This window comes from Phytobacter ursingii, assembly GCF_001022135.1.
In the GTDB taxonomy this organism is placed as follows: domain Bacteria; phylum Pseudomonadota; class Gammaproteobacteria; order Enterobacterales; family Enterobacteriaceae; genus Phytobacter; species Phytobacter ursingii.
The window spans coordinates 3,214,067-3,234,314 of sequence record NZ_CP011602.1; the positions used below are offsets into that span (position 1 = coordinate 3,214,067).

A 20,248-nucleotide genomic window follows, 5' to 3' on the forward strand; every position below is an offset into this window, starting at 1 on the left:
CGGACAGAGTTAATATACGTAGCGTAAAAAACCGGGGAAAATACGAAATAGCGATGGTTTGACTAAACGGACAGCTTGCACCAGAGCAGACATAATGACGCAGCGTTGTGAATAACAAGGAAGGCACTCTACATACTAAAAACTTATTTTTCATAAAGATACAATAATTCAACCGAACGATAACATCACCAAAATAATGACGTCATTGCCAGCTCATCCCTGAGCCATTTCTTTGTACGGACGCTCGGGAGGTGTCCTAATAAAAAATTACTCAACCAACTCCTCCATACGATCAATGGCAAATTTTAATATTTTTTCTGCATCAATAGCGGCATAAGGATAGCCGGCAATAACCTCAATATGCTGGCCTTCTTTAATCGCTTTTTTCAGTTCTTCTTTTTTATACTGAATATGCGGTGCGACCAGAAAACAATCAAAGGCAGGCGCCAGACTGGCAAATGAGTCTGCTCCTGTCCCACTAATTTGAATCTGATAGCGATGTGCGTCAGCCACACCCTGCATTTTTTTCGCCAGCGTTATCGCCGTGTTACCAAACAGACAACAAATTAATAACCTTTTCATGATAGTGCCCTCCTGGATGTTACCGATACGCTATTCCTGCCCTGGCTCAAAAAATGCGCACTGCATCATATTTGCGGATATATGCGATTAATATTTCACCAATCCACACGGACACCTCCCCCACAGCCCCCCTTTACTTCGAGCCAATCTGCGATAACAACTGAGATGAGAATAAGATACACTTACGCTTTATAACCCGTATGACGGGTGGTTTTTATACGGACCAGCGTCATTCAGCGGTCAGGCGTATGGCTTGCGCCGCCGCGTTCTGGCGTGGAAAAGGCGGCCGAAGCAGCAGCGGATTATCGCATCCGGGTAGCAGCCCGCGTCCGGTGGCTATCAACCATCACCTGCAGACTGCGGATAAAAAGAAGGAGGTTTACATGCTGGAAAAACTACGTACCCGTGAGGGTAAAAAATTCCTTATCGCCGTCGCCATCATTTTTGTGGCCGCCGTGTCGATTATCTCAGAAGCCGCGTTCCAGGGCGTGGTGGAACAATATGATTTGCCGATGGACGAGTGGTCAGTATCAATGTTTGTGATTCAGGGCGCGTGGGTGTTTATCTATAGCCTGATGTTTACCATCATAGGGTCGCTGCCCTTTGCGTTTTGGTTCCTGGGACCGAAGGATGATCGCGGGTAGGTAGGTTGGGCAGGGGGTTTCCCGGATGCGGTGTAAGCGCCTTGTCCGGGCTACCGATTCGGTGCGCGCAGAGAATACGTCGCCCGGCGCAGCGCCAGCCGGGATAAGCGCTCATGTGCCAATATCCAACTCGCTCAACGCGCAGAGCAGCGCATCCACCTTGGGCAATAGCTGCTTACGTCGCGGCCAGACCAGCGTTAACGCCAGCCCGTCCGGCTGCATATGCGGCAATACCCTCTCCAGCTCACCGCGCGCAAGCGCATCACGAATCAGCCATGTCGGCATCTGGGCAACCCCTAACCCACCAAGAACAGCCTGTAACTGAGCATCCGCATCCCCCAGCGCCATATGATAGGGCACGGTACGCCAGTCCGGATATCCATCCTCGGTGACAAACTGCCACGGCTTACTGCTGCCATCGACACGCTCGTAGACAATGGCTCGATGCTGCAACAACGCCTCGACACTTTCCGGGCGCCCCTCGCGCGCCAGATAGGCGGGCGAAGCGCAGAACACCATTTTCTCTCGCCCCAATTGCCGATAGCCCAACGACACAGGCATCTCCGCCGTTTTGCCAATCCGTACTGCGACATCAATCCCTTCATCAAACAGATCAATGAAACGGTCAGAGAAGGTCATGCTGATATCAATCTCCGGATGGTGCTGGCAAAAGGTTATGAGTCGCGGCATGACACACAGCCTGCCATAGGTGTTCGGCACAGCCAGCCGCAGCCGCCCGGACGGAATACTGCGTTGCGCCGCCAGTACCGATTCCGCCTCCGCCAGCTCTTCCATAATGCGAATGCAGGTCTGGTAATACGCATGTCCGGCGTCGGTCAATTTCAGGCGTCGGGTCGTCCGCTCCAGCAACGTTGAGCCCAGCCGCGCCTCCAGCCGACTCACACTTTTACTGATGGCGGAGCCCGTCACATGCAAACGCTCCGCAGCGGCGGCGAAGCTCCCCCCTTCTATACTGGCGACAAAGGGCACAATGTCTTTTAGTCGTTGATCGTGCATTGATTCATGAACCTGAGTTACGAATGATGTGAATTAATGCCATAAATGAGAATGTAATTCTCGATTAGTCTACTCATAAGGTTTATGCATGAGGAGAGTAAAATGCAAAAAGAGGCACTCATTGTCGGCATCAGCGGGGTGATTGGCCGCGCGCTGGCGCAAAAGTTGATGCAGGAGGGCTGGAAAGTCTCCGGTCTGTCGCGCGGGCGTGGCGCGGTGCCGGAAGGTTGCACCCGCCTGACTGCCGATTTGACGGATTCGCAGGCAGTCAATAGGGCACTCGCTGGTGTGAAACCAGACGCGCTGTTTTTCAGCGTCTGGTCGCGTCAGGCAAACGAAAAAGAGAATATCCGCGTCAACGGTGCGATGGTCAAAAATGTCATTGAGGCACTGGGTGACCGCCTGCGCGGTGCGCATGTCGCCCTGGTTACCGGGTTAAAACACTATCTCGGTCCGTTCGAGGCCTATGGTAAAGGTGCCGTGCCGGTTACGCCTTTCCGTGAAGAGCAGGGTCGCCAGCCCGTGGATAATTTCTATTATGCCCAGGAAGACGAGATCTTCGCCGGCGCGGAAAAATACGGTTATCGATGGAGTGTACACCGTCCGCACACCATCATCGGTTACGCGGTCGGTAACGCAATGAATATGGGGCTGACGCTGGCGGTCTACGCTACCCTGTGCCGTGAAAAAGGCTGGCCGTTTATTTTCCCGGGCTCGCCGGAGCAGTGGCATGGTGTCTGTGACGTCACCGACGCAAACCTGCTGGCTGAGCAGCTCGTCTGGGCGGCGCAAAGCCCGAATGCGGCAAACGAAGACTTTAACGCGGTCAACGGCGACGTATTCCGCTGGAACTGGCTATGGCCGCGCCTGGCTGCCTATTTTGGTATCGAATCTGGCGGCAATCCTCAGACGATGATGCCGCTGGAAGGACGGATGCAGGAGGCTGCCGCCGCCTGGCGGGAAATTGCAGCCCGCTATTCGCTCGTTGAGCCTGACATCAACCGACTGGCCTCCTGGTGGCACACCGATGCAGACCTTGGCCGCCCGATGGAGGCCTTCACCGACATGAGCAAAAGCCGCAAGGCCGGGTTCACTGGCTATCGGGCCACACTGGATTCTTTTACCGGGCTGTTTGACAGGTTAAAAGCGGAGAAAATCATTCCGGATCGCTAATTCCATGTTGAAAACCCCAGGGACGATCACGTCGTCCCCGGTTTTTATCATCTGTTTGTCGTGTTGCACAGTGCATTGAAGGATGTTTATCTCCCGGTAACAGCCCCGTACCCGGCAAATACCCTCTTCAACATTGACAGTGAGGGTATGAATGCTTGTGCACATAGCTTTTAGTGGAATTGTACGCAATGCATTTTCCGGTATTTTTTTCTTTTAAATCAACATTACTCGTGATATTTAACTTATTCGCTTAACCTCCTGTTTTGGCGGGGCATCATGTTTATCTCACCGAACATTATTGTTAAACGTGTATTATTCTTCGATACTATCGTAACGTGTTCTTAAAGAAGAAAATAAATGCTCTTTTTTCGCCTCCAGTACATATGACTGGGAAGCGATAAATTTGTCGCTTACTGATTAAGACTCAATCCCAATTCACTTAATTTACTGTTCTTAATTTGATGGCACTTTACTCAGTGCCATAGCTAACATATCCCGACATCACCAAAAAATGAAAAAAAAGATAAAAATCAAAATGTTAATAACAAAATAATACCGTACGGCAATTACCACGAGATAAATGCATTAAATTTATTAACCTTAAGGTTATCTTAATATAAATAAAGGCGAATTCTTTCTTTTGCATAAAAAAATGATGCGCATCACAAACTTAACTGTTTTTATGAAAATAACGTTTTTTATTTAAAGTTTAATTATCTCTTGCCGTTAATACTGATGACTAAAAAAACATATTTTGCTTATTAAAACGCGAAGAAAAGGTGAAGTATGAACATTTTCGATGACCAGTACGCGCCTGCACCTGCATCTGATACGCATCGCATCATGAAGCAGACGGTGACGCTGGTGCTGATGCTGATGAGCTTCATTTTTCTCACCACAATATTTGCTCTCATTCAGACAGAAAACGATCTGGCGCGAAACACTCGCCACCAAACCCGCCAGTTGCTCATGAAAGCGCTCGACAATCGCCAGGAAAATCTTCGTTTACACCTCGCCGATAACGCCGCGTGGAACGAAGCCTGGGATAACCTTCACCGCAAGGTCGACATAAGCTGGGCCTGGGACGAACAAAACCTTGGCAAATCGCTGTTTGCAAAATTCGGTTACGAAGGCGTGTTTGTTCTCTCGCCAAAAGAAGAAACGCGCTATAGCGTCATCGACGGTAACCTTCACCTGGTCCCTTTCGAGGAATGGCTGGGAAAAAACCTTAATACCGAACTCAGCACGGCATTGAAAGTAAGCAACGGTACAGCCATTTCGCGCGTTATTTTCACCAATAATGAATTAGTCCTGATTTCAGCGGCCTGGATTACTACCGAAGATAAGATTGAGCTTGCGAAAGCGCCTCAGGATCATTCGATAATGATCTTTGTGGATAAGCTGACGCCTAAAAAACTCGCGGCGATGGGTGAAGAGTATGCCATTGCAGATTTACACAGCCTGGCGTCAAAACCCACGCGCCGTCAACCACATACAGCGGGTATGTCATGGCCTGTATCCGAGGGCGATGTCTATTTCGAATGGAATAATAAAAATCCAGGCGACACGCTGCTAACCTGGGTTCTCCCTTTGCTCGTCCTGCTGATGCTCACATCGGTCCTTCTGGCGCTTTCACTGGTACGAAAAGGGCTTTTAAAAGCAAGGCTGAATGATGAAAAAACATTCCTGCTGGAGCAAAGCCGCCGGGCGTTCGCCATTAGCGAGCGCCGTTTTCGTGATGTGGTTGAAACCACAACGGACTGGATCTGGGAAGCCGATGAGCTCTTACAACTTACCTGGATATCGGTGCGCTTTCCGGCGATTACCGGTCACCGCATTGATGACTGGATCGGCCGTTCGCTGCGGGCATTCCTGGCACAAGAAAACCCGGCACTGACCAAATGGCTGGATCTTCCTTATGCAGGTAATTTCCTCACCCTTAATCATTGCAGTTATTTTTCCGCCCAGGGCAACCAGCGCTACTGTAATTTAACCCTTAAACGCGTCACCCTGATTGATGGTTCACTGGGGTTTCGGGGTACCGCAACAGATGTCACCCTGGAAGTGGAGGCAAGTGAACGTATTCAGTATCTGTCGCACCATGATGAATTAACCGGCCTGCCTAACCGCGTCAGGATGAAAGAATTCCTTGAGGGTCGACTGCAATCAGATAATGGAGCGGAAAATGCGCTGGCAATGATCAGTGTCGATCTCAATGATTTCAAAACCATTAACGATGTCTACGGCCATACGGTGGGCGACCAGGTACTCAGTGAAGCCTCCAACCGCCTGCGCCGCTGCATGCGAAGCATAGATTTGGTAACGCGTCAGGGCGGAGATGAATTTATCATCATTGCCAGCGATCTTAGCCGACGTGAAGATATCGAGCGTTTTTGTTCACGTATTGTGGAAGAATTGAATCATCCTTTTGATATTTGTGGCAATGAGATTGTAATTGGCGTCAGTATGGGTATTGCCCTGGCACCACAAGATGCACTCAACGCAAGCGATCTTCTGCGCTATTCTGATATCGCACTCTACAAAGCCAAAAATGATCCTAATGCGCATTGGGTTTTTTATAAACCTGATATGGCTGAACAAATTGTTCAACGTCGGGAACTGGAACAGGAACTCCGCGAGGCAATTAAACATAATCAATTATTTCTTCTGTACCAGCCTCGCTACGATATAACCCTGCAGAAGATAACATCACTCGAAGCACTGGTACGCTGGCAGCACCCGACTCACGGACTTTTTATGCCTGACCAATTTATTCCCCTGGCGGAAGAGACCGGAATAATTATCGCACTAACAGACTGGGTTTTAACAACAGCATGCCGCGAGGTAAGGGCTAAATCCGCAGACCTGTCCCTTTCGGTAAATATATCGCCCGTGGAATTTAAGGCCAGCGACATTGTTTGTCGCGTAAAATCAATTCTCGCAAAAACGGGGTTTGATCCTTCACGTCTCGAACTGGAGGTCACTGAAAACGCCACGCTCAGCAAACCAGAAACTACGTTAAAAATCATGCAACAATTAAAATCATTCGGTGTCAAACTGTTGATGGATGATTTTGGGACTGGCTATGCGTCACTGAATTATCTACGGAGTTTCCCTTTTGATGGCATCAAGCTTGATAAGTCTTTTATTATGGCAATGGGCGACTCAGAAAGTGCCAAAAATATCGTCGAGAAGATTATCGGACTGGGTAAAGACTTTAATCTTGAGGTCACCGCTGAGGGGGTAGAGACATTCTCTCAGTTACAGCAGCTGGAAGAATTTGAGTGCGATATTGCGCAGGGGTATTTTATAAGTCATCCGACCACGCTGGATAAAATCGAACTTAACCCAAATTTTAATAAGAAAAAAATAATTATTGCGGAAGAAGAATTTTAAATCATAGATTTGTGATCCTACGCCAGGATGTAATAACAACTTTAGCGTATATAAATTTTATGTTACCATCCTTAACGTTATCAAAACATTATTTACCAGCACGCAACTGAACACCTTTAATGATGGTTTACCGTGTTACCATAATTAGTTCTCAGGATAACAATTAGTCTGCAACATTTCATTTTATGCGCTATTGCATAAAAACTTTAACACCAGGCCCTTCCAACTGGGCTGCTCATCTGAAAATATATTTTATATTGAGTTACCGGGGGTAGCTATGAGAATATTACGCGATATTACCATCAGGAAAATGGTATTACTGATACTGGTTCTTTTCAGTATTATTTGGGGAATGGCTAGCCTGCTCACTTTTTATAACTTTTCTACTCTTGAGCAATTACTCACACAAAACTCGTCACAGAAAAATGCCTATGCCATGCTGGTAAAAGGCAATGATCAATATTTCCGTACTATGACGCGCATGCTACGGGCAATGGATTATCGCCAGACCGGTGATGAGGAAAATGCAGCAAAAACAATGGAGTCTGCCGGCAAAGCACTGGCAATCAGCCAGAATATGCTTGCGCAATTTCGTGACGCCCGCCATCCAGGCGTGAGCGATGACGTCATCAGATCGATGATCAATGACTGGGACAGCTTGCTGACTAACGCCATTGTGCCGATGTATGACGCAGCGAAAAATAACCAGACGGATAAGTTCCGCGAGCTATTTCGTAAAACCTATCCGCCGTTGAGCGTGCAATTTGGCGCCACCGCTGAGAAATATACCCAGGCGATTCAATCAGATGCCATTCTGATGCAAACCAATGCTCAGATTTCCTATAACAAAATAGTATTAATCAGCGCGTTACTGGCAGGCCTGGTGACGCTCTTATTGACCGATCGTTATTTAGTAAATTATCTGGTTAAGCCGCTTGGCATGTTAAAAAATCACCTGGAGTTGCTGACCGCAGGCAAATTGAGTAGCCAGCTTGATAATTTTGGTCGTAACTGCGCCGGGCAACTGATTCCCTATGTCCAAAAGATGCAGGAGAGCCTGCAGACAACGGTAAAAACTATTCAGGACAGCTCCGCCAGTATCTTCGCCAACACCAGTGAGATTCGGGGCGGTAATGAAGAACTGTCGAGCCGCACTGAACAACAGGCCGCCGCCCTACAGCAAACGGCAGCCAGTATGGAAGAACTGACCTCTACCGTCAGAAACAACGCCCAGAACGTGCGCGAAGCCCTCAAACTGACCGAGGAAGCGCAAAGAACGGCGAAACGAGGCGGTGACATCACCTCAACGGTGGTGCAAACCATGCACGGCATCACCGACAGTTCGCAAAAAATATCCGATATCACCAGCGTCATTAACAGCATTTCATTCCAGACCAACCTGCTGGCGTTGAACGCAGCCGTGGAAGCCGCTCGCGCCGGCGAACAAGGCCGCGGCTTTGCGGTGGTCGCCAGCGAAGTACGCCTGCTGGCGCAGCGCAGTGCGCAGGCGGCAAAAGAGATCGAAGCCCTGATCAGTGAGTCGGTCAACCGGGTCAAAACCGGTGCCGAACAGGTACAGGAAGCCGGTGACGCCATGGCTGTGATCATCCAGTCTGTCGCCCAGGTAAATAGCCTGATGGGTGAGATCTCTGTGGCCTCGGATGAACAAAGCCGTGGTATTGAACAAATTGGTCTGGCGATGACCGAGATGGATGGCGTGACGCAACAAAACGCCACTCTGGTACAAGAGGCCACCGCCAATGCGGTCTCTCTCGAATCCGAGGCGGAACGGCTGAACAAGACCGTCGATCGCTTTGATCTGGGCAACGGTGCGGTCTCCACCGCTCGCAGCACGAAAAAAACCAGCGCTACGTCAGCACGCGTGCCGCTATCCAGCACCAGCAACGATAACTGGCAGACCTTCTAACCACCGGCAACACGCAGAGAAAATGGCCGGGAACACACCGGCCATTTTTATTTTTACCCCCTCTTCGCGTCTTCTTTTCCGATCATTCTGCGTTTGCTTGTCATTTCGTATAACTTTGATCGGCTAAAATGACTCTTACCACGCGTGCGTAACCGATACCTGCACAGGTCCGCACGCCATTGCACAACTCCATGCACTCCTGAGGTTTTTGCTATGCAAAATGAAGAACAACGGCTTATTGAGGGGCTTTTCCAGCGTCTGAAACAGGCGGAGCAGCAAAGCGGCACACGGGATGGACAGGCCGATCGCCTGATCGCTGAGTTTGTGCGCCAGCAACCCTCTGCGCCTTACTATATGGCCCAGTCGATGCTGATTCAGGAAGCTGCGCTGAAACGCCTTCATGCACAGATTCAGGATCTCCAGAATGAAGTGGCCTCACTGAAAAACAGCCAGCAAAGTGGTAACGGCAGCTTCCTGAGCAGCCTGTTTGGCGGGGGAAAAAGCCAGCCGCAGCAGCCTGCCAACAACTGGAACAGCGCGCCGCAACAACAGCCGCCACAGCAGCAGGCAGCGCCCACGTATGCGCAACCGGCCCCTCGTTCTGGCGGCTTTATGGCCGGGGCGCTGCAAACCGCAGCCGGGGTTGCCGGTGGTGTCGTTCTCGCCGATATGCTGACCAGTATGTTCCACCGCTCGCAGCCACAGGAGATCGTGAACATTATTGAGCAACCTATCGAACAGGTCTCTGAGTGACGGGCGGACAGAATTTCTCTAACGATTTTCAGGATCAGGACAGCTTCACGAATGCTTCTGACCGCAGCTTCTTTGACCAGAGCAACGACGACAATAGCCGTTTCCTCGATCAGGATGATGACTACGATTTCGGCGGCAATAACGACGACGACAGCTTTATCTGATTTATCGCAAGCATAGTGATAATCCCCGCCACGCCAGCCCGGTGTGGCGGGGATTTTTCGGTATCAGCCTACGGCAGCATAATGTCGTGATAAAGTGCGGAAAGGCGCTCTCGCAGATAGCGTACCGCTTTGTGCTTGCGCGATAGCAAAGTCTGAACGGGCAGCCCCGTCTCAGCGGAAAGGGCTTTGAAACTATAATTTTCCAGTTCGGTTTTTTCGAATACCTCACGCTGAGCCGCAGGAAGTGCCGCCAGCGCGCTTTCCAGCTCCTCCCAGAAAATATCCTTTAATCGCGCCTCTTCCGGCGTCTGAACCTCGCCAAACAGCACATCATATAGCTGATCATCAGCCTCATCGTCGTCCCCTAACAACCACTCCCGCTTTTTCCGTCCGCGGTCAATCATTTCATTGCGCGCTGCACGAAACAGCCAGGCGGAGACGTTTTCAACCGGTTGTTCAACGTTGATCAATTGCAGCGTCACATCCTGCAAAATATCATCCACGTCTTCTCGCTGCGGAATGCGACGGCGGATAAAGGCTCTCAGCGTTGTCCGGCATGCAGAGAGCGCTTCAAGGATCCGCGCCGTCCGGGCGTTGTCGGCGTTATCCATTATACTCACGCATTATCCGACGGCTTTGGCGGTTCGTTCTCTGTTGGCGCGCCAGGACCGCAACGCCAGCCATCACGTCCCCCCCAGCGCTGGCGTTTCTGGAAAAAGGCCTGCCTCTCTTCTTCGCTCATATTCATCCACCGTTCATGCAATTGACGATGATCGCGCGCCATTCTGAACATCATCGGCCCCATCCCCATACCGCCAAACAGCACCCGGCACAGTACCAGCAGCCCAAGCGCGGTCCAGAAACCGATCGCTTTAAGGCCAAACAGTCCCGGAATGATGGCATTCCACAGGGTCATCACCACCAGCGCCATGACGATGGCAAAAACAAGGAACATCACACCAAACTTACCGGGATGGCGTCTGTGATTAGCAAATCTTCTCATGTTGTTTCTCCTTCATATCGTTGTATCCGGGTAGACGAATGAGCGAGAAAAATATTGCTAAAAAAGAATAATTTTTGCCGTCACGGAAAAAATAAAATGCAATAACATTTGTAATTAAATGATTTGAAATGATTTTCTGCCGAAATATTCGTATTGCCACCGTGATCGCACGAAAAACAGCCAGTTTTTGTGATCCGCGTCACTTAAATGACGATCTGCTACAGCACTAAAAGCCAAATCTGGCTATTCTCGTTTTTCAGGCAGGTGCATCTGTTCATTATTATTTCCCCTCCCAAATTTAGTGACAGCATAATGACAAAAGGATGACTATAAATATAAATTAAACAAAATTAAGATAGTGAAAAAAAACCTTTACGGTTGCGTATGTCGCCGTTACGGCATTTTATTCTCCTGCAAAAAACAAAGGCAACGTTTTGATTTCCATAAAAAAACCTAAAAAAAACATCGCCTGCTAATAATTATTCCCTCAACGCCAGCTAAACGAAAACGATCTTAAGTGAACGTTAATCAAAATACACAATCTCTTAAGGTTGAGTTAATAAATAAGCCCTATCCTGGGTAAGTACTTTCAGCGAAATGAGTCTGCTGCTTCCCTGGCTATAGTGCGAATTCATTGCCAGCAACGGTAAGGAAAAGTAATGCGTGAATTTTTACCCTTCTCACGTCCTTCTATGGGCGACGAGGAACTAACGGCGATTCAGGACGTTCTGCGTTCAGGTTGGATTACAACAGGTCCCAAAAACCAACAGTTAGAAGAGGCCTTTTGCCAGTTGACGGGCAATCAGCATGCCATTGCCCTGAGTTCGGCAACAGCCGGTATGCATGTCACCTTAATGGCGCTGGGCATCGGCGCTGGCGATGAGGTGATTACCCCCTCCATGACCTGGGTTTCCACCCTCAATATGATAGTGCTACTCGGCGCGACACCGGTCATGATCGATGTTGACCGCGACACGTTGATGGTCACTGCGCAGAGCATTGAGGCCGCGATTACACCAAAAACGAAGGCCATTATTCCTGTTCACTACGCTGGCGCGCCTGCCGATATCGATGCGATTCGCGCATTGGGTGAAAAATACGCTATTCCCGTCATTGAAGATGCGGCACATGCCGCCGGAACCTATTACAAAGGTCATCATGTCGGCTGTTGCGGAACCGCGATTTTCTCCTTCCATGCCATCAAAAATATGACCTGTGCCGAAGGCGGTCTGGTGGTAACCGATGATGAGAAACTGGCCCAGCGTATCCGCAGCCTGAAATTCCACGGTCTTGGCGTCGATGCCTACGATCGCCAGACACACGGTCGCGCGCCGCAGGCGGAAGTGATCTCTCCTGGCTACAAATACAACCTGGCGGATATCAATGCCGCGCTGGCGCTGGTGCAACTCGGCAAGCTTCATGAAGCCAATAAGCGTCGAACCGAGATTGCCCAACGCTATTTACGCGAGCTGGCTGACACTCCCTTCCAGCCGCTGACGGTTCCGGCATGGCCGCACGTTCACGCCTGGCATCTGTTTATTATTCGTGTTGATGAAACACGCTGTGGCCTGACCCGCGATGCGCTGATGGAAGCGCTGAAAGCACAGGGCATTGGCACGGGCCTGCATTTCCGCGCCGCCCACACGCAGAAATACTACCGCGAGAATTTCCCTGATCTTTCACTACCCAATACGGAGTGGAATAGCGCGCGTATCTGTTCGCTACCGCTGTTCCCGGATATGACCGATGACGACACCAGCCGCGTTATCGCCGCACTTCATCAGCTGGCAGGGCAATAACGATGTTTGAAACAAGCCCAATCAACAAAGTGTCCGTTGTGATCCCTGTATTTAACGAACAGGACAGCCTGCCGGAACTGATTCGTCGTACTACCGCCGCCTGCGATCTGTTGGGTAAGGATTATGAAGTTCTGCTGGTTGATGACGGCAGTAGCGATGACTCCGCCAAAATGCTGGTGGATGCCGCACAAGCCGACGGCAGCCATATTGTGGCAGTACTGCTTAACCGCAACTATGGTCAGCACTCCGCGATCATGGCCGGTTTTAGCCATGTCACCGGCGATCTGATCATCACTCTGGATGCCGATTTACAGAACCCGCCCGAAGAGATTCCACGCCTGGTGGCAAGCGCCGAAGAAGGTTATGACGTGGTCGGTACGGTTCGTCAGAACCGTCAGGACAGTCTGTTTCGTAAAACAGCATCACGCATGATCAACCACCTGATTCAGCGCACCACCGGTAAAGCGATGGGCGATTACGGCTGCATGCTGCGCGCTTACCGTCGCCATATTGTCGATGCGATGTTGCACTGCCACGAGCGCAGCACTTTTATCCCGATCCTCGCCAATATGTTCGCCCGCCGGGCCACGGAAATACCCGTGCATCACGCGGAACGCGAGTACGGCGATTCGAAATACAGCTTTATGCGTTTGATTAACCTGATGTATGACCTGGTGACCTGCCTGACCACCACGCCGCTGCGCATGCTGAGCGTGTTTGGCAGCGTTATCGCGCTGGTGGGTTTTGCGCTCTCGGTCGTTTTAGTCGTCATGCGTCTTGCGCTTGGGCCACAGTGGGCTGCCGAAGGTGTGTTCACCCTCTTCGCCGTCCTGTTCACCTTCATTGGTGCGCAGTTCGTTGGCATGGGCTTACTCGGCGAGTACGTTGGCCGCATCTATAACGATGTCCGTGCCCGCCCCCGTTACTTTATTCAGCGCGTTATCCGTCAGGAAACCCCAAATTCTATTGAGGAAATTGAGTCATGAAAACTGTCGTCTTTGCATATCACGATATGGGGTGCACGGGCATACAAGCACTGCTGGAAGCAGGCTTTGAGATTGCCGCCATCTTTACTCACGCCGACAATGCCGGTGAAAACCACTTTTTTAAATCCGTGGCGCGCCTGGCGGCTGAACAGGAGATTCCGGTTTATGCCCCGGATGATGTAAACCATCCTCTGTGGGTTGATCGCATTCGCGCACTCGCGCCAGAAGTGATCTTCTCCTTCTATTACCGCAACCTGCTGTGCAACGATATTCTGAGCCTGCCGACAAAAGGCGCGTTTAACCTGCACGGTTCGCTGCTACCGAAATACCGTGGCCGCGCGCCGCTGAACTGGGTACTGGTCAACGGTGAGAAAGAGACCGGCGTTACCCTGCACCGTATGACCCAACGCGCCGATGCAGGCGATATTGTGGCGCAACAGAGTGTGGCGATCAGCGACACCGACGTGGCGCTTTCTCTGCATCAAAAACTCTGTGCGGCCTCACAAAGCCTGCTGAGCGACGTGCTGCCGAAAATCCGCAGTGGTCAAACTCAGGAACGCGCACAGGATGAGGCTCAGGCTACCTATGTTGGCCGTCGTACCCCGGAAGATGGTCGTCTGACCTGGGAAAAACCGGCACAGGAGCTGCATAACCTGGTACGTGCCGTCAGCGATCCGTGGCCGGGCGCATTTGGCTATGTGGGCACCAACAAATTTATCGTCTGGAAATCCCGCGTACGCACCGACCTCGCCGCAGCGAAGCCGGGCACCGTGCTGTCTGTCGCTCCGCTGGTGGTCGCCTGTGGTGAAGGTGCGCTGGAAATCGTGACCGGCCAGAGCGCAAACGGCGTTTACATGCAGGGTACCCAGCTTGCGCCCGCGATGGGTCTGGTGCCGGGAGCCCTGCTCTCCAGCCGTCCGTTTGCTGCCATTAAGCGCCGTACTCGCGTGCTCATCCTCGGGGTAAACGGTTTTATCGGTAACCACCTGACCGAACGTCTGTTGCAGGATGATAATTACGAGATTTACGGTCTGGATATTGGTTCTGATGCTATTAGCCGTTTCCTGGACTCCCCGCGTTTCCACTTTGTGGAAGGTGATATCAGCATTCACTCCGAGTGGATTGAATACCACATTAAGAAATGTGATGTTGTATTGCCGCTGGTGGCCATTGCGACGCCAATCGAGTACACCCGTAACCCGCTGCGCGTGTTCGAGCTGGACTTCGAAGAGAACCTGAAAATTATTCGTGACTGCGTGAAGTACAACAAACGCATCATCTTCCCGTCGACGTCGGAAGTGTACGGCATGTGCACCGACGCGAACTTCGACGAAGATACCTCCAATCTGGTGGTGGGTCCGATTAATAAACAGCGCTGGATCTACTCAGTGTCCAAACAGTTGCTGGACCGTGTGATTTGGGCCTACGGCGACAAAACCGGCCTTAAATTCACCCTCTTCCGTCCGTTTAACTGGATGGGGCCGCGTCTGGATAACCTGAATGCCGCCCGTATCGGCAGCTCCCGCGCCATCACTCAGTTGATCCTCAATCTGGTCGAAGGTTCGCCGATTAAGCTGATTGAAGGCGGTAAACAGAAACGCTGCTTTACCGATATCAGCGATGGTATTGAAGCGCTGTTCCGCATCATCGAAAACAAAGATGGCCGCTGTGATGGGCAGATCATCAACATCGGTAACCCGGATAACGAAGCGAGCATCAAAGAGCTGGCGGAAATGCTGCTCGACTGCTTCGAACGTCACCCGCTGCGTGACCGCTTCCCGCCGTTTGCCGGCTTCCGCGAAGTGGAAAGCAGCGACTACTACGGGAAAGGCTACCAGGACGTTGAACACCGCAAACCGAGCATTCGCAACGCCAAACGTTGCCTGGACTGGCAGCCAACGGTAGAAATGCACCAGACGGTCGAAGAGACGCTGGACTTCTTTTTACGCACCGTTGAGGTCACGGAACAGAAGCCATGAGAAAAGTCGGCCTGCGCATAGACGTCGATACCTTCCGCGGCACCCGTAAAGGGGTGCCGTCGCTGCTGGACATGCTCAACCGCTACGGCGTACGCGCAAGCTTCTTCTTTAGTGTGGGGCCGGACAATATGGGACGGCATCTTTGGCGGCTGATTAAGCCGAAGTTCTTACTAAAGATGCTGCGCTCAAAAGCGGCCTCCCTGTATGGCTGGGATATTTTACTGGCGGGCACCGCGTGGCCCGGCAGGAATATCGGGCGCGCTAACGCGGATATTATCCGCAGAGCCGCCGCCAGCCATGAAGTGGGGCTGCATGCGTGGGATCACCACGCCTGGCAAACCTGGTGCGGCGTATGGGACAGCGATGAGTTGCTCCATCACATCGCGCTGGGTAAAGAAGAACTGGAATCGATAATCGGTACAGATATTACCTGTTCAGCCGTAGCCGGCTGGCGTGCCGACCAGCGGGTCATTAAGGCGAAAGAAGCCTTCGATTTTCGCTATAACAGCGACTGTCGGGGCAGCACCCCCTTTTTACCCGTAACCGGCGTCGGCCAGACGGGTACGGTGCAGATTCCGGTAACGCTGCCCACCTGGGATGAGGTTGTCGGGGGTGAAGTCAGTGCCAGCGGGTTCAACGATTTCATTCTGGCCCGCATGCTGGATGACCCCGGCGTGCCGGTCTATACCATTCACGCTGAGGTCGAAGGGATCGCCCATCGCCTTGAGTTTGAAGATTTACTCCAGCGCGCCGCCGAAGCGAATATTCAATTCTGCCCGCTGGGTGAACTGTTACCTGCCAATTTACGCACCTTGCCCACGGGTAAGGTTGTACGTGGTGAAATTGCTGGCCGTGAAGGATGGCTGGGTTGTCAGCAAATGGAGAGAACGGAATGACGAAGTCGTCACGCTACGGTATGGTTGTCCTTGCCCTGTTTGTCCTCTACTACCTGATCCCTGTCGAATGGCGTTTGCTCTGGCAGCCTGATGAAACGCGTTATGCAGAGATCAGCCGTGAAATGCTCAGCAGCGGAAACTGGACCGTGCCGCATTTCCTCGGCCTGCGTTATTTCGAAAAACCGATCGCCGGTTACTGGATGAACTCTATATTCCAGTGGCTGTTCGGCGGCAACAACTTTGCGGTACGCGCCGGGGTTATCTTTTCAACCGCGCTGGTTGCCGGAATGGTGTCATGGTTTGCCTGGCAGATTTGGCGCGATAAACGCGTGGCGATGATGGCCGCCATCATTTTCATCACCATGCTTGAAGTTTACGGCATCGGCACTTATGCGGTGCTCGACCCGATGATCGCCCTGTGGCTGGTTGCCGGGATGTGCACATTCTGGATTGCCGCTCAGGCAAAGACCACCTCCGTGAAAGCGGCGGGCTATGTGCTGCTGGGTCTGACCTGCGGCATGGGAGTGATGACCAAAGGATTTCTGGCGCTGGCCGTGCCGGTACTGAGCGTTTTACCCTGGATAATCGTGCAGAAAAAATGGAAAGAGGTGCTGATCTGGGGCTGGCTTTCCATCGCCAGTTGCGTGCTGGTTGTCCTGCCGTGGGGGCTGGCGATTGCCCAGCATGAGCCAGATTTCTGGCACTACTTCTTCTGGGTGGAGCATATTCAGCGTTTTGCCATGGCAGATGCGCAGCATAAAGCCCCGTTCTGGTACTACCTGCCGGTCATCTTATTGGGAAGTCTGCCCTGGCTGGGACTGCTGCCCGGCTCGCTTCGCCTGGCGTGGTTCACCCGTGAGAACAACCGCGCGACGCTCTACCTGCTGTGCTGGGTAGTGATGCCATTTCTGTTTTTCAGTATCGCGAAAGGCAAATTGTTGACCTATATCCTGCCCTGCTTCGCACCGCTGGCGATCCTGATGGCCGGCTATTCGGTGCAGGCCGCAGAAAAAGGCTACCGTGCTTTGCGCGTCAATGCCTGGCTCAACATTGGCTTTGGTCTGTTTGGCCTGATTGCCGCGTTTATTGCCTCTCCCTGGGGGTCTTTGAAAAACCCGGTATGGACCACTCTCGAAAGCTATAAAGTGTTTTGTGCCGCCATGGCCTTTTTCGTCTGGGCGCTGGTGGGCTGGTATACCCTGCGCAATACCGAAAAAAGCTGGATGCTCTCGGCATTGTGTCCGGCCGGGCTCGCGCTGCTGGTCGGTTTTGCCATCCCTAACCGGGTGATGGAATCAAAACAGCCGCAATTCGCGATCGGCATGGCCAAAGAGTCACTGGCATCCAGCCGCTATATTCTGAGTGATAATGTCGGCATCGCCGCAGGCCTGGCGTGGGAACTGAAACGTAGCGATATCATTATGTTTGGCCAGACCGGTGAGCTGCAATACGGCCTCAGCTACCCGGATGCGAAAGACAAATTTATCGCTGAGAAAGATTTCAATGACTGGCTGGAGCAGCATCGTCAGGAAGGCAAAGTCACGCTGGTGGTTCTGCTCTCACGCGGTGAAAGTGTCAATAGCCTGCCGATTCCTCCACCATCAAATGTATTTGTTCAGGGGCGAATCGCACTTATTGAGTATGCAGCGCTACGATGAGCTGGTTTCTGCTTATGCTGGCAAGCCTGCTGAGCTTTGCCGGTCAATTGTGCCAAAAGCAAGCGACGCGGCCTGCCCTTAGGGTGGGCCGCCGTCGGCATATTTTAACCTGGCTCGGGCTGGCGCTTGCCTGCCTTGGCCTGGGTATGCTTTTCTGGCTGCTGGTATTACAGAGCATCCCCGTTGGCATCGCCTATCCGATGTTAAGTCTCAACTTTGTCTGGGTGACGCTGGCCGCCTGGGGGATCTGGCGTGAACCGGTTAACCTGCGCCACTGGCTTGGCGTGGGGTTAATTATTGTGGGAATTGTGATTCTGGGCGGTGCGGCATGAAAGGGGTTCTTCTGACGTTGGTCAGCGTGCTGTTAACCAGCGCGGCACAGCTTGCGATGGGTTATGCCATGACGGCCCTTCCGCCGGTGTCGCAATTTTATGCGTTTATCGGCGCGCTGTGGCCTGTTCATCTGGAAACAACGCTGCTGCTGGCCGGGCTTGCGGGTTATCTGGCCTCGATGTTTTTCTGGTATCTGGCTTTACACCATCTGGCATTGAGCAAAGCCTATGCCCTGCTGAGCCTCAGTTATATTCTGGTATGGTCGGCATCGCTTATTGTGCCCGGCATGCACGGTATTTTTTCTGTTCGGTCACTGATTGGTGTGTTGGTTATTATTGCGGGCGTACTGGTTATTTTTCTGCCCGCACATCAACGTCACGGCTGATTATCTCCGCAGTGCCAGTAACAATACGCCTGCGGTAATCAAGAGCAGTCCCCCCGCCTCCCGCAGCCCTGGTCGTTCGCCGAGAAAAATAAAAGCAAAAATCGCCACCATCACCACGCTCATTTTATCTACCGGTACCACTTTAAAGGCTTCGCCGATTTTTAACGCCCGGAAATAGCATACCCAGGACGCCCCCGTCGCCAGGCCAGATAAGATCAGGAAAAGCCAGGTGCGTTTGCCAATCAGCAATGGATTCTGCCACTTACCGGTAAAATAAATAAAGGCAGCCAGAATAACGATAATTATCCCGGTACGGATTAACGTGGCAAAATCGGAATCCACATTTTGGATCCCGACTTTAGCGAAAATGGCGGTCAGCGCAGCAAAAAAGGCGGACAGCAGCGCCCAGATAAACCAGTTGCTGAGTGAAAACATGCTCTCTCCCATTCATTATTACCCTCAATATTCAGACATGCGTGGATAAAAACAGGATATGCCGTCAATCAGCAGGCTATTTTTATGCCGCAAATACCCGCGCATGGCCTGTAATTTTGAGCGCAACCGTAGTGCCTGGCAATAATAATTGTGGTGTTACGGTGTTTATCGTCAGAGTTTGCGCCCGATCCGTAAATCCCAGTGTCAGCGTCGAGAGATAACCGGCAAAATCAATATCCAATACCGTCGCCTGCAACGCGGTTTCACCTGCCGATACCGGGGTGATCATCAATTGCTCCGGACGCAGCATAATGCGCCGCACGCCTTCTGCGGCGCTGTCAGCCACCGGCACATCGCCCACCAGACATCGCGCTTTACCGTTGGTGACCTGCGCCGTCAGGAGCAGCGCGTCGCCTAAGAACAGCGCCGTCTCTTCATCGACGGGCTGTGAATAGACGGCCTGTGGCGTCCCTACCTGAGCAAATCGCCCGTGGCGAATAACGGCAATCTGCTCAGCAAAGGAGAGCGCTTCGTTCTGATCGTGCGTGACCAGTACGGTGGCGACTCCGGCCTGTGACAACAGCTCGGCGGTGGCTTTACGCGTTGTGGCACGAAGACCGGTATCCAGCGCTGAGAAGGGCTCATCCAACAACATGAGCGCCGGTTGCTGTGCCAGCGCGCGCGCCAGTGCCACGCGCTGCTGCTGTCCGCCGGAGATTTCATGCGGCCAGTGACGCGCCAGTTGCCTGTCCAAAGACACCCGGTCCATCAAGGCTTCAACCTGCTTGCGCCGTTCCTGGCGCGAGGCGCGGATCCCCCAGCCAATGTTCTCTTCAACCGTCAGATGCGGGAAAAGCGCCCCTTCCTGCGGGACAAAGCCAATTTTTCGCTGATGCGCAGGAACCGATACTGTCGGGCTAAACAGCGGTGTACCACGCATCGTTATCTGTCCGCTGTCGGGCATCTCAAACCCGGCAATCAGGCGTAACAGGGTGGTTTTACCGGAGCCTGACGGCCCCACTATCGCGGTGCGACTGCCGGGTGACAGCGAAAGCGTGATGTTATCCAGCACCTGCGTGTGGCCAAATTTTTTCGACACGTTAATAAGCTCGAACATC

The 20,248-nt window shown here is 52.1% G+C and carries 19 protein-coding genes; 13 read left to right on the top strand and 6 right to left on the bottom strand.

The features are described from left to right. Window positions 1-267: 267 nt before the first annotated feature. A complete protein-coding gene (locus AB182_RS18690; protein ID WP_047371417.1) occupies window positions 268-582 on the bottom strand; it encodes a PTS sugar transporter subunit IIB in 315 nt (104 codons plus the stop codon). A gap of 383 nt (window positions 583-965) precedes the next feature. Here AB182_RS18690 and AB182_RS18695 point away from each other — a divergent pair, with 383 nt between their 5' ends. Continuing rightward, window positions 966-1,226 carry a DUF2534 family protein gene (locus tag AB182_RS18695; RefSeq protein ID WP_047373359.1) on the top strand — a complete coding sequence of 87 codons (261 nt, stop codon included), beginning with the start codon at window positions 966-968 and terminating at the stop codon, window positions 1,224-1,226. A 111-nt stretch (window positions 1,227-1,337) separates the two neighbouring features. Here AB182_RS18695 and AB182_RS18700 read toward each other — a convergent pair whose 3' ends face one another. After that, window positions 1,338-2,243: a LysR family transcriptional regulator gene (locus AB182_RS18700; RefSeq protein ID WP_047371418.1), complete on the bottom strand. Its 906-nt coding sequence runs from the start codon at window positions 2,241-2,243 to the stop codon at window positions 1,338-1,340. A gap of 102 nt (window positions 2,244-2,345) precedes the next feature. Here AB182_RS18700 and AB182_RS18705 point away from each other — a divergent pair, with 102 nt between their 5' ends. From AB182_RS18705 to AB182_RS32675, 5 genes are all read left to right on the top strand, one after another. Further along, window positions 2,346-3,416: an SDR family oxidoreductase gene (locus tag AB182_RS18705; protein WP_047371419.1), complete on the top strand. Its 1,071-nt coding sequence runs from the start codon at window positions 2,346-2,348 to the stop codon at window positions 3,414-3,416. A 786-nt stretch (window positions 3,417-4,202) separates the two neighbouring features. Beyond that, window positions 4,203-6,812 carry a bifunctional diguanylate cyclase/phosphodiesterase gene (locus tag AB182_RS18710; protein WP_047371420.1) on the top strand — a complete coding sequence of 870 codons (2,610 nt, stop codon included), beginning with the start codon at window positions 4,203-4,205 and terminating at the stop codon, window positions 6,810-6,812. A 277-nt stretch (window positions 6,813-7,089) separates the two neighbouring features. After that, on the top strand, window positions 7,090-8,739 hold the full coding sequence (locus tag AB182_RS18715; RefSeq protein ID WP_047371421.1) for a methyl-accepting chemotaxis protein: 1,650 nt from the start codon (window positions 7,090-7,092) through the stop codon (window positions 8,737-8,739). Window positions 8,740-8,952: 213 nt separating this feature from the next. Beyond that, the gene (locus AB182_RS18720; RefSeq protein WP_167337895.1) at window positions 8,953-9,492 is read left to right on the top strand and encodes a DUF2076 domain-containing protein; all 540 of its coding nucleotides are present in this window, start codon (window positions 8,953-8,955) and stop codon (window positions 9,490-9,492) included. Continuing rightward, entirely contained in the window at window positions 9,489-9,656 is a 168-nt protein-coding gene (locus AB182_RS32675; protein ID WP_167337896.1) for a hypothetical protein, read from the top strand. The genes AB182_RS18720 and AB182_RS32675 overlap by 4 nt, the downstream gene beginning before the upstream one ends. A 68-nt stretch (window positions 9,657-9,724) precedes the next feature. Here AB182_RS32675 and AB182_RS18725 read toward each other — a convergent pair whose 3' ends face one another. Together AB182_RS18725 and AB182_RS18730 are read right to left on the bottom strand one after the other, a co-directional pair. Next, window positions 9,725-10,267, bottom strand: coding sequence for an RNA polymerase sigma factor (locus AB182_RS18725; RefSeq protein ID WP_047371422.1), 543 nt, complete (start codon window positions 10,265-10,267; stop codon window positions 9,725-9,727). Window positions 10,268-10,272: 5 nt separating this feature from the next. Continuing rightward, window positions 10,273-10,659, bottom strand: a complete 387-nt coding sequence (locus AB182_RS18730) for a hypothetical protein (RefSeq protein ID WP_047371423.1) — start codon at window positions 10,657-10,659, stop codon at window positions 10,273-10,275. A 659-nt stretch (window positions 10,660-11,318) separates the two neighbouring features. On the opposite strand from AB182_RS18730, the gene arnB reads away from it, so the two are divergent. Genes arnB through arnF form a run of 7 tightly spaced genes read left to right on the top strand, consistent with a single transcriptional unit; the run spans window position 11,319 to window position 18,695 of the window. Further along, window positions 11,319-12,458 carry a UDP-4-amino-4-deoxy-L-arabinose aminotransferase gene (arnB, locus tag AB182_RS18735; RefSeq protein ID WP_047371424.1) on the top strand — a complete coding sequence of 380 codons (1,140 nt, stop codon included), beginning with the start codon at window positions 11,319-11,321 and terminating at the stop codon, window positions 12,456-12,458. 2 nt (window positions 12,459-12,460) lie between these two features. Beyond that, complete coding sequence (gene arnC, locus AB182_RS18740) at window positions 12,461-13,444, top strand: undecaprenyl-phosphate 4-deoxy-4-formamido-L-arabinose transferase (protein WP_047371425.1); 984 nt, start codon at window positions 12,461-12,463, stop codon at window positions 13,442-13,444. After that, window positions 13,441-15,423: a bifunctional UDP-4-amino-4-deoxy-L-arabinose formyltransferase/UDP-glucuronic acid oxidase ArnA gene (arnA, locus tag AB182_RS18745; protein WP_047371426.1), complete on the top strand. Its 1,983-nt coding sequence runs from the start codon at window positions 13,441-13,443 to the stop codon at window positions 15,421-15,423. The genes arnC and arnA overlap by 4 nt, the downstream gene beginning before the upstream one ends. After that, the gene (gene arnD, locus AB182_RS18750) at window positions 15,420-16,319 is read left to right on the top strand and encodes a 4-deoxy-4-formamido-L-arabinose-phosphoundecaprenol deformylase (RefSeq protein WP_047371427.1); all 900 of its coding nucleotides are present in this window, start codon (window positions 15,420-15,422) and stop codon (window positions 16,317-16,319) included. The genes arnA and arnD overlap by 4 nt, the downstream gene beginning before the upstream one ends. After that, window positions 16,316-17,977 (top strand): lipid IV(A) 4-amino-4-deoxy-L-arabinosyltransferase, encoded by a 1,662-nt coding sequence (gene arnT / locus AB182_RS18755; protein WP_047371428.1) that lies wholly within the window; start codon window positions 16,316-16,318, stop codon window positions 17,975-17,977. Before arnD ends, arnT begins: the two co-directional genes overlap by 4 nt. Then, a complete protein-coding gene (gene arnE, locus AB182_RS18760) occupies window positions 17,974-18,309 on the top strand; it encodes a 4-amino-4-deoxy-L-arabinose-phosphoundecaprenol flippase subunit ArnE (RefSeq protein ID WP_047371429.1) in 336 nt (111 codons plus the stop codon). Before arnT ends, arnE begins: the two co-directional genes overlap by 4 nt. Further along, a complete protein-coding gene (gene arnF / locus AB182_RS18765; protein WP_047371430.1) occupies window positions 18,306-18,695 on the top strand; it encodes a 4-amino-4-deoxy-L-arabinose-phosphoundecaprenol flippase subunit ArnF in 390 nt (129 codons plus the stop codon). The genes arnE and arnF overlap by 4 nt, the downstream gene beginning before the upstream one ends. Here the strand turns inward: arnF and AB182_RS18770 are convergent, their stop codons facing one another. Then, window positions 18,696-19,130 (bottom strand): EamA family transporter, encoded by a 435-nt coding sequence (locus AB182_RS18770; protein ID WP_041852297.1) that lies wholly within the window; start codon window positions 19,128-19,130, stop codon window positions 18,696-18,698. 82 nt (window positions 19,131-19,212) lie between these two features. Continuing rightward, a complete protein-coding gene (locus AB182_RS18775) occupies window positions 19,213-20,247 on the bottom strand; it encodes an ABC transporter ATP-binding protein (RefSeq protein ID WP_047371431.1) in 1,035 nt (344 codons plus the stop codon). Window position 20,248: the final 1 nt, after the last annotated feature.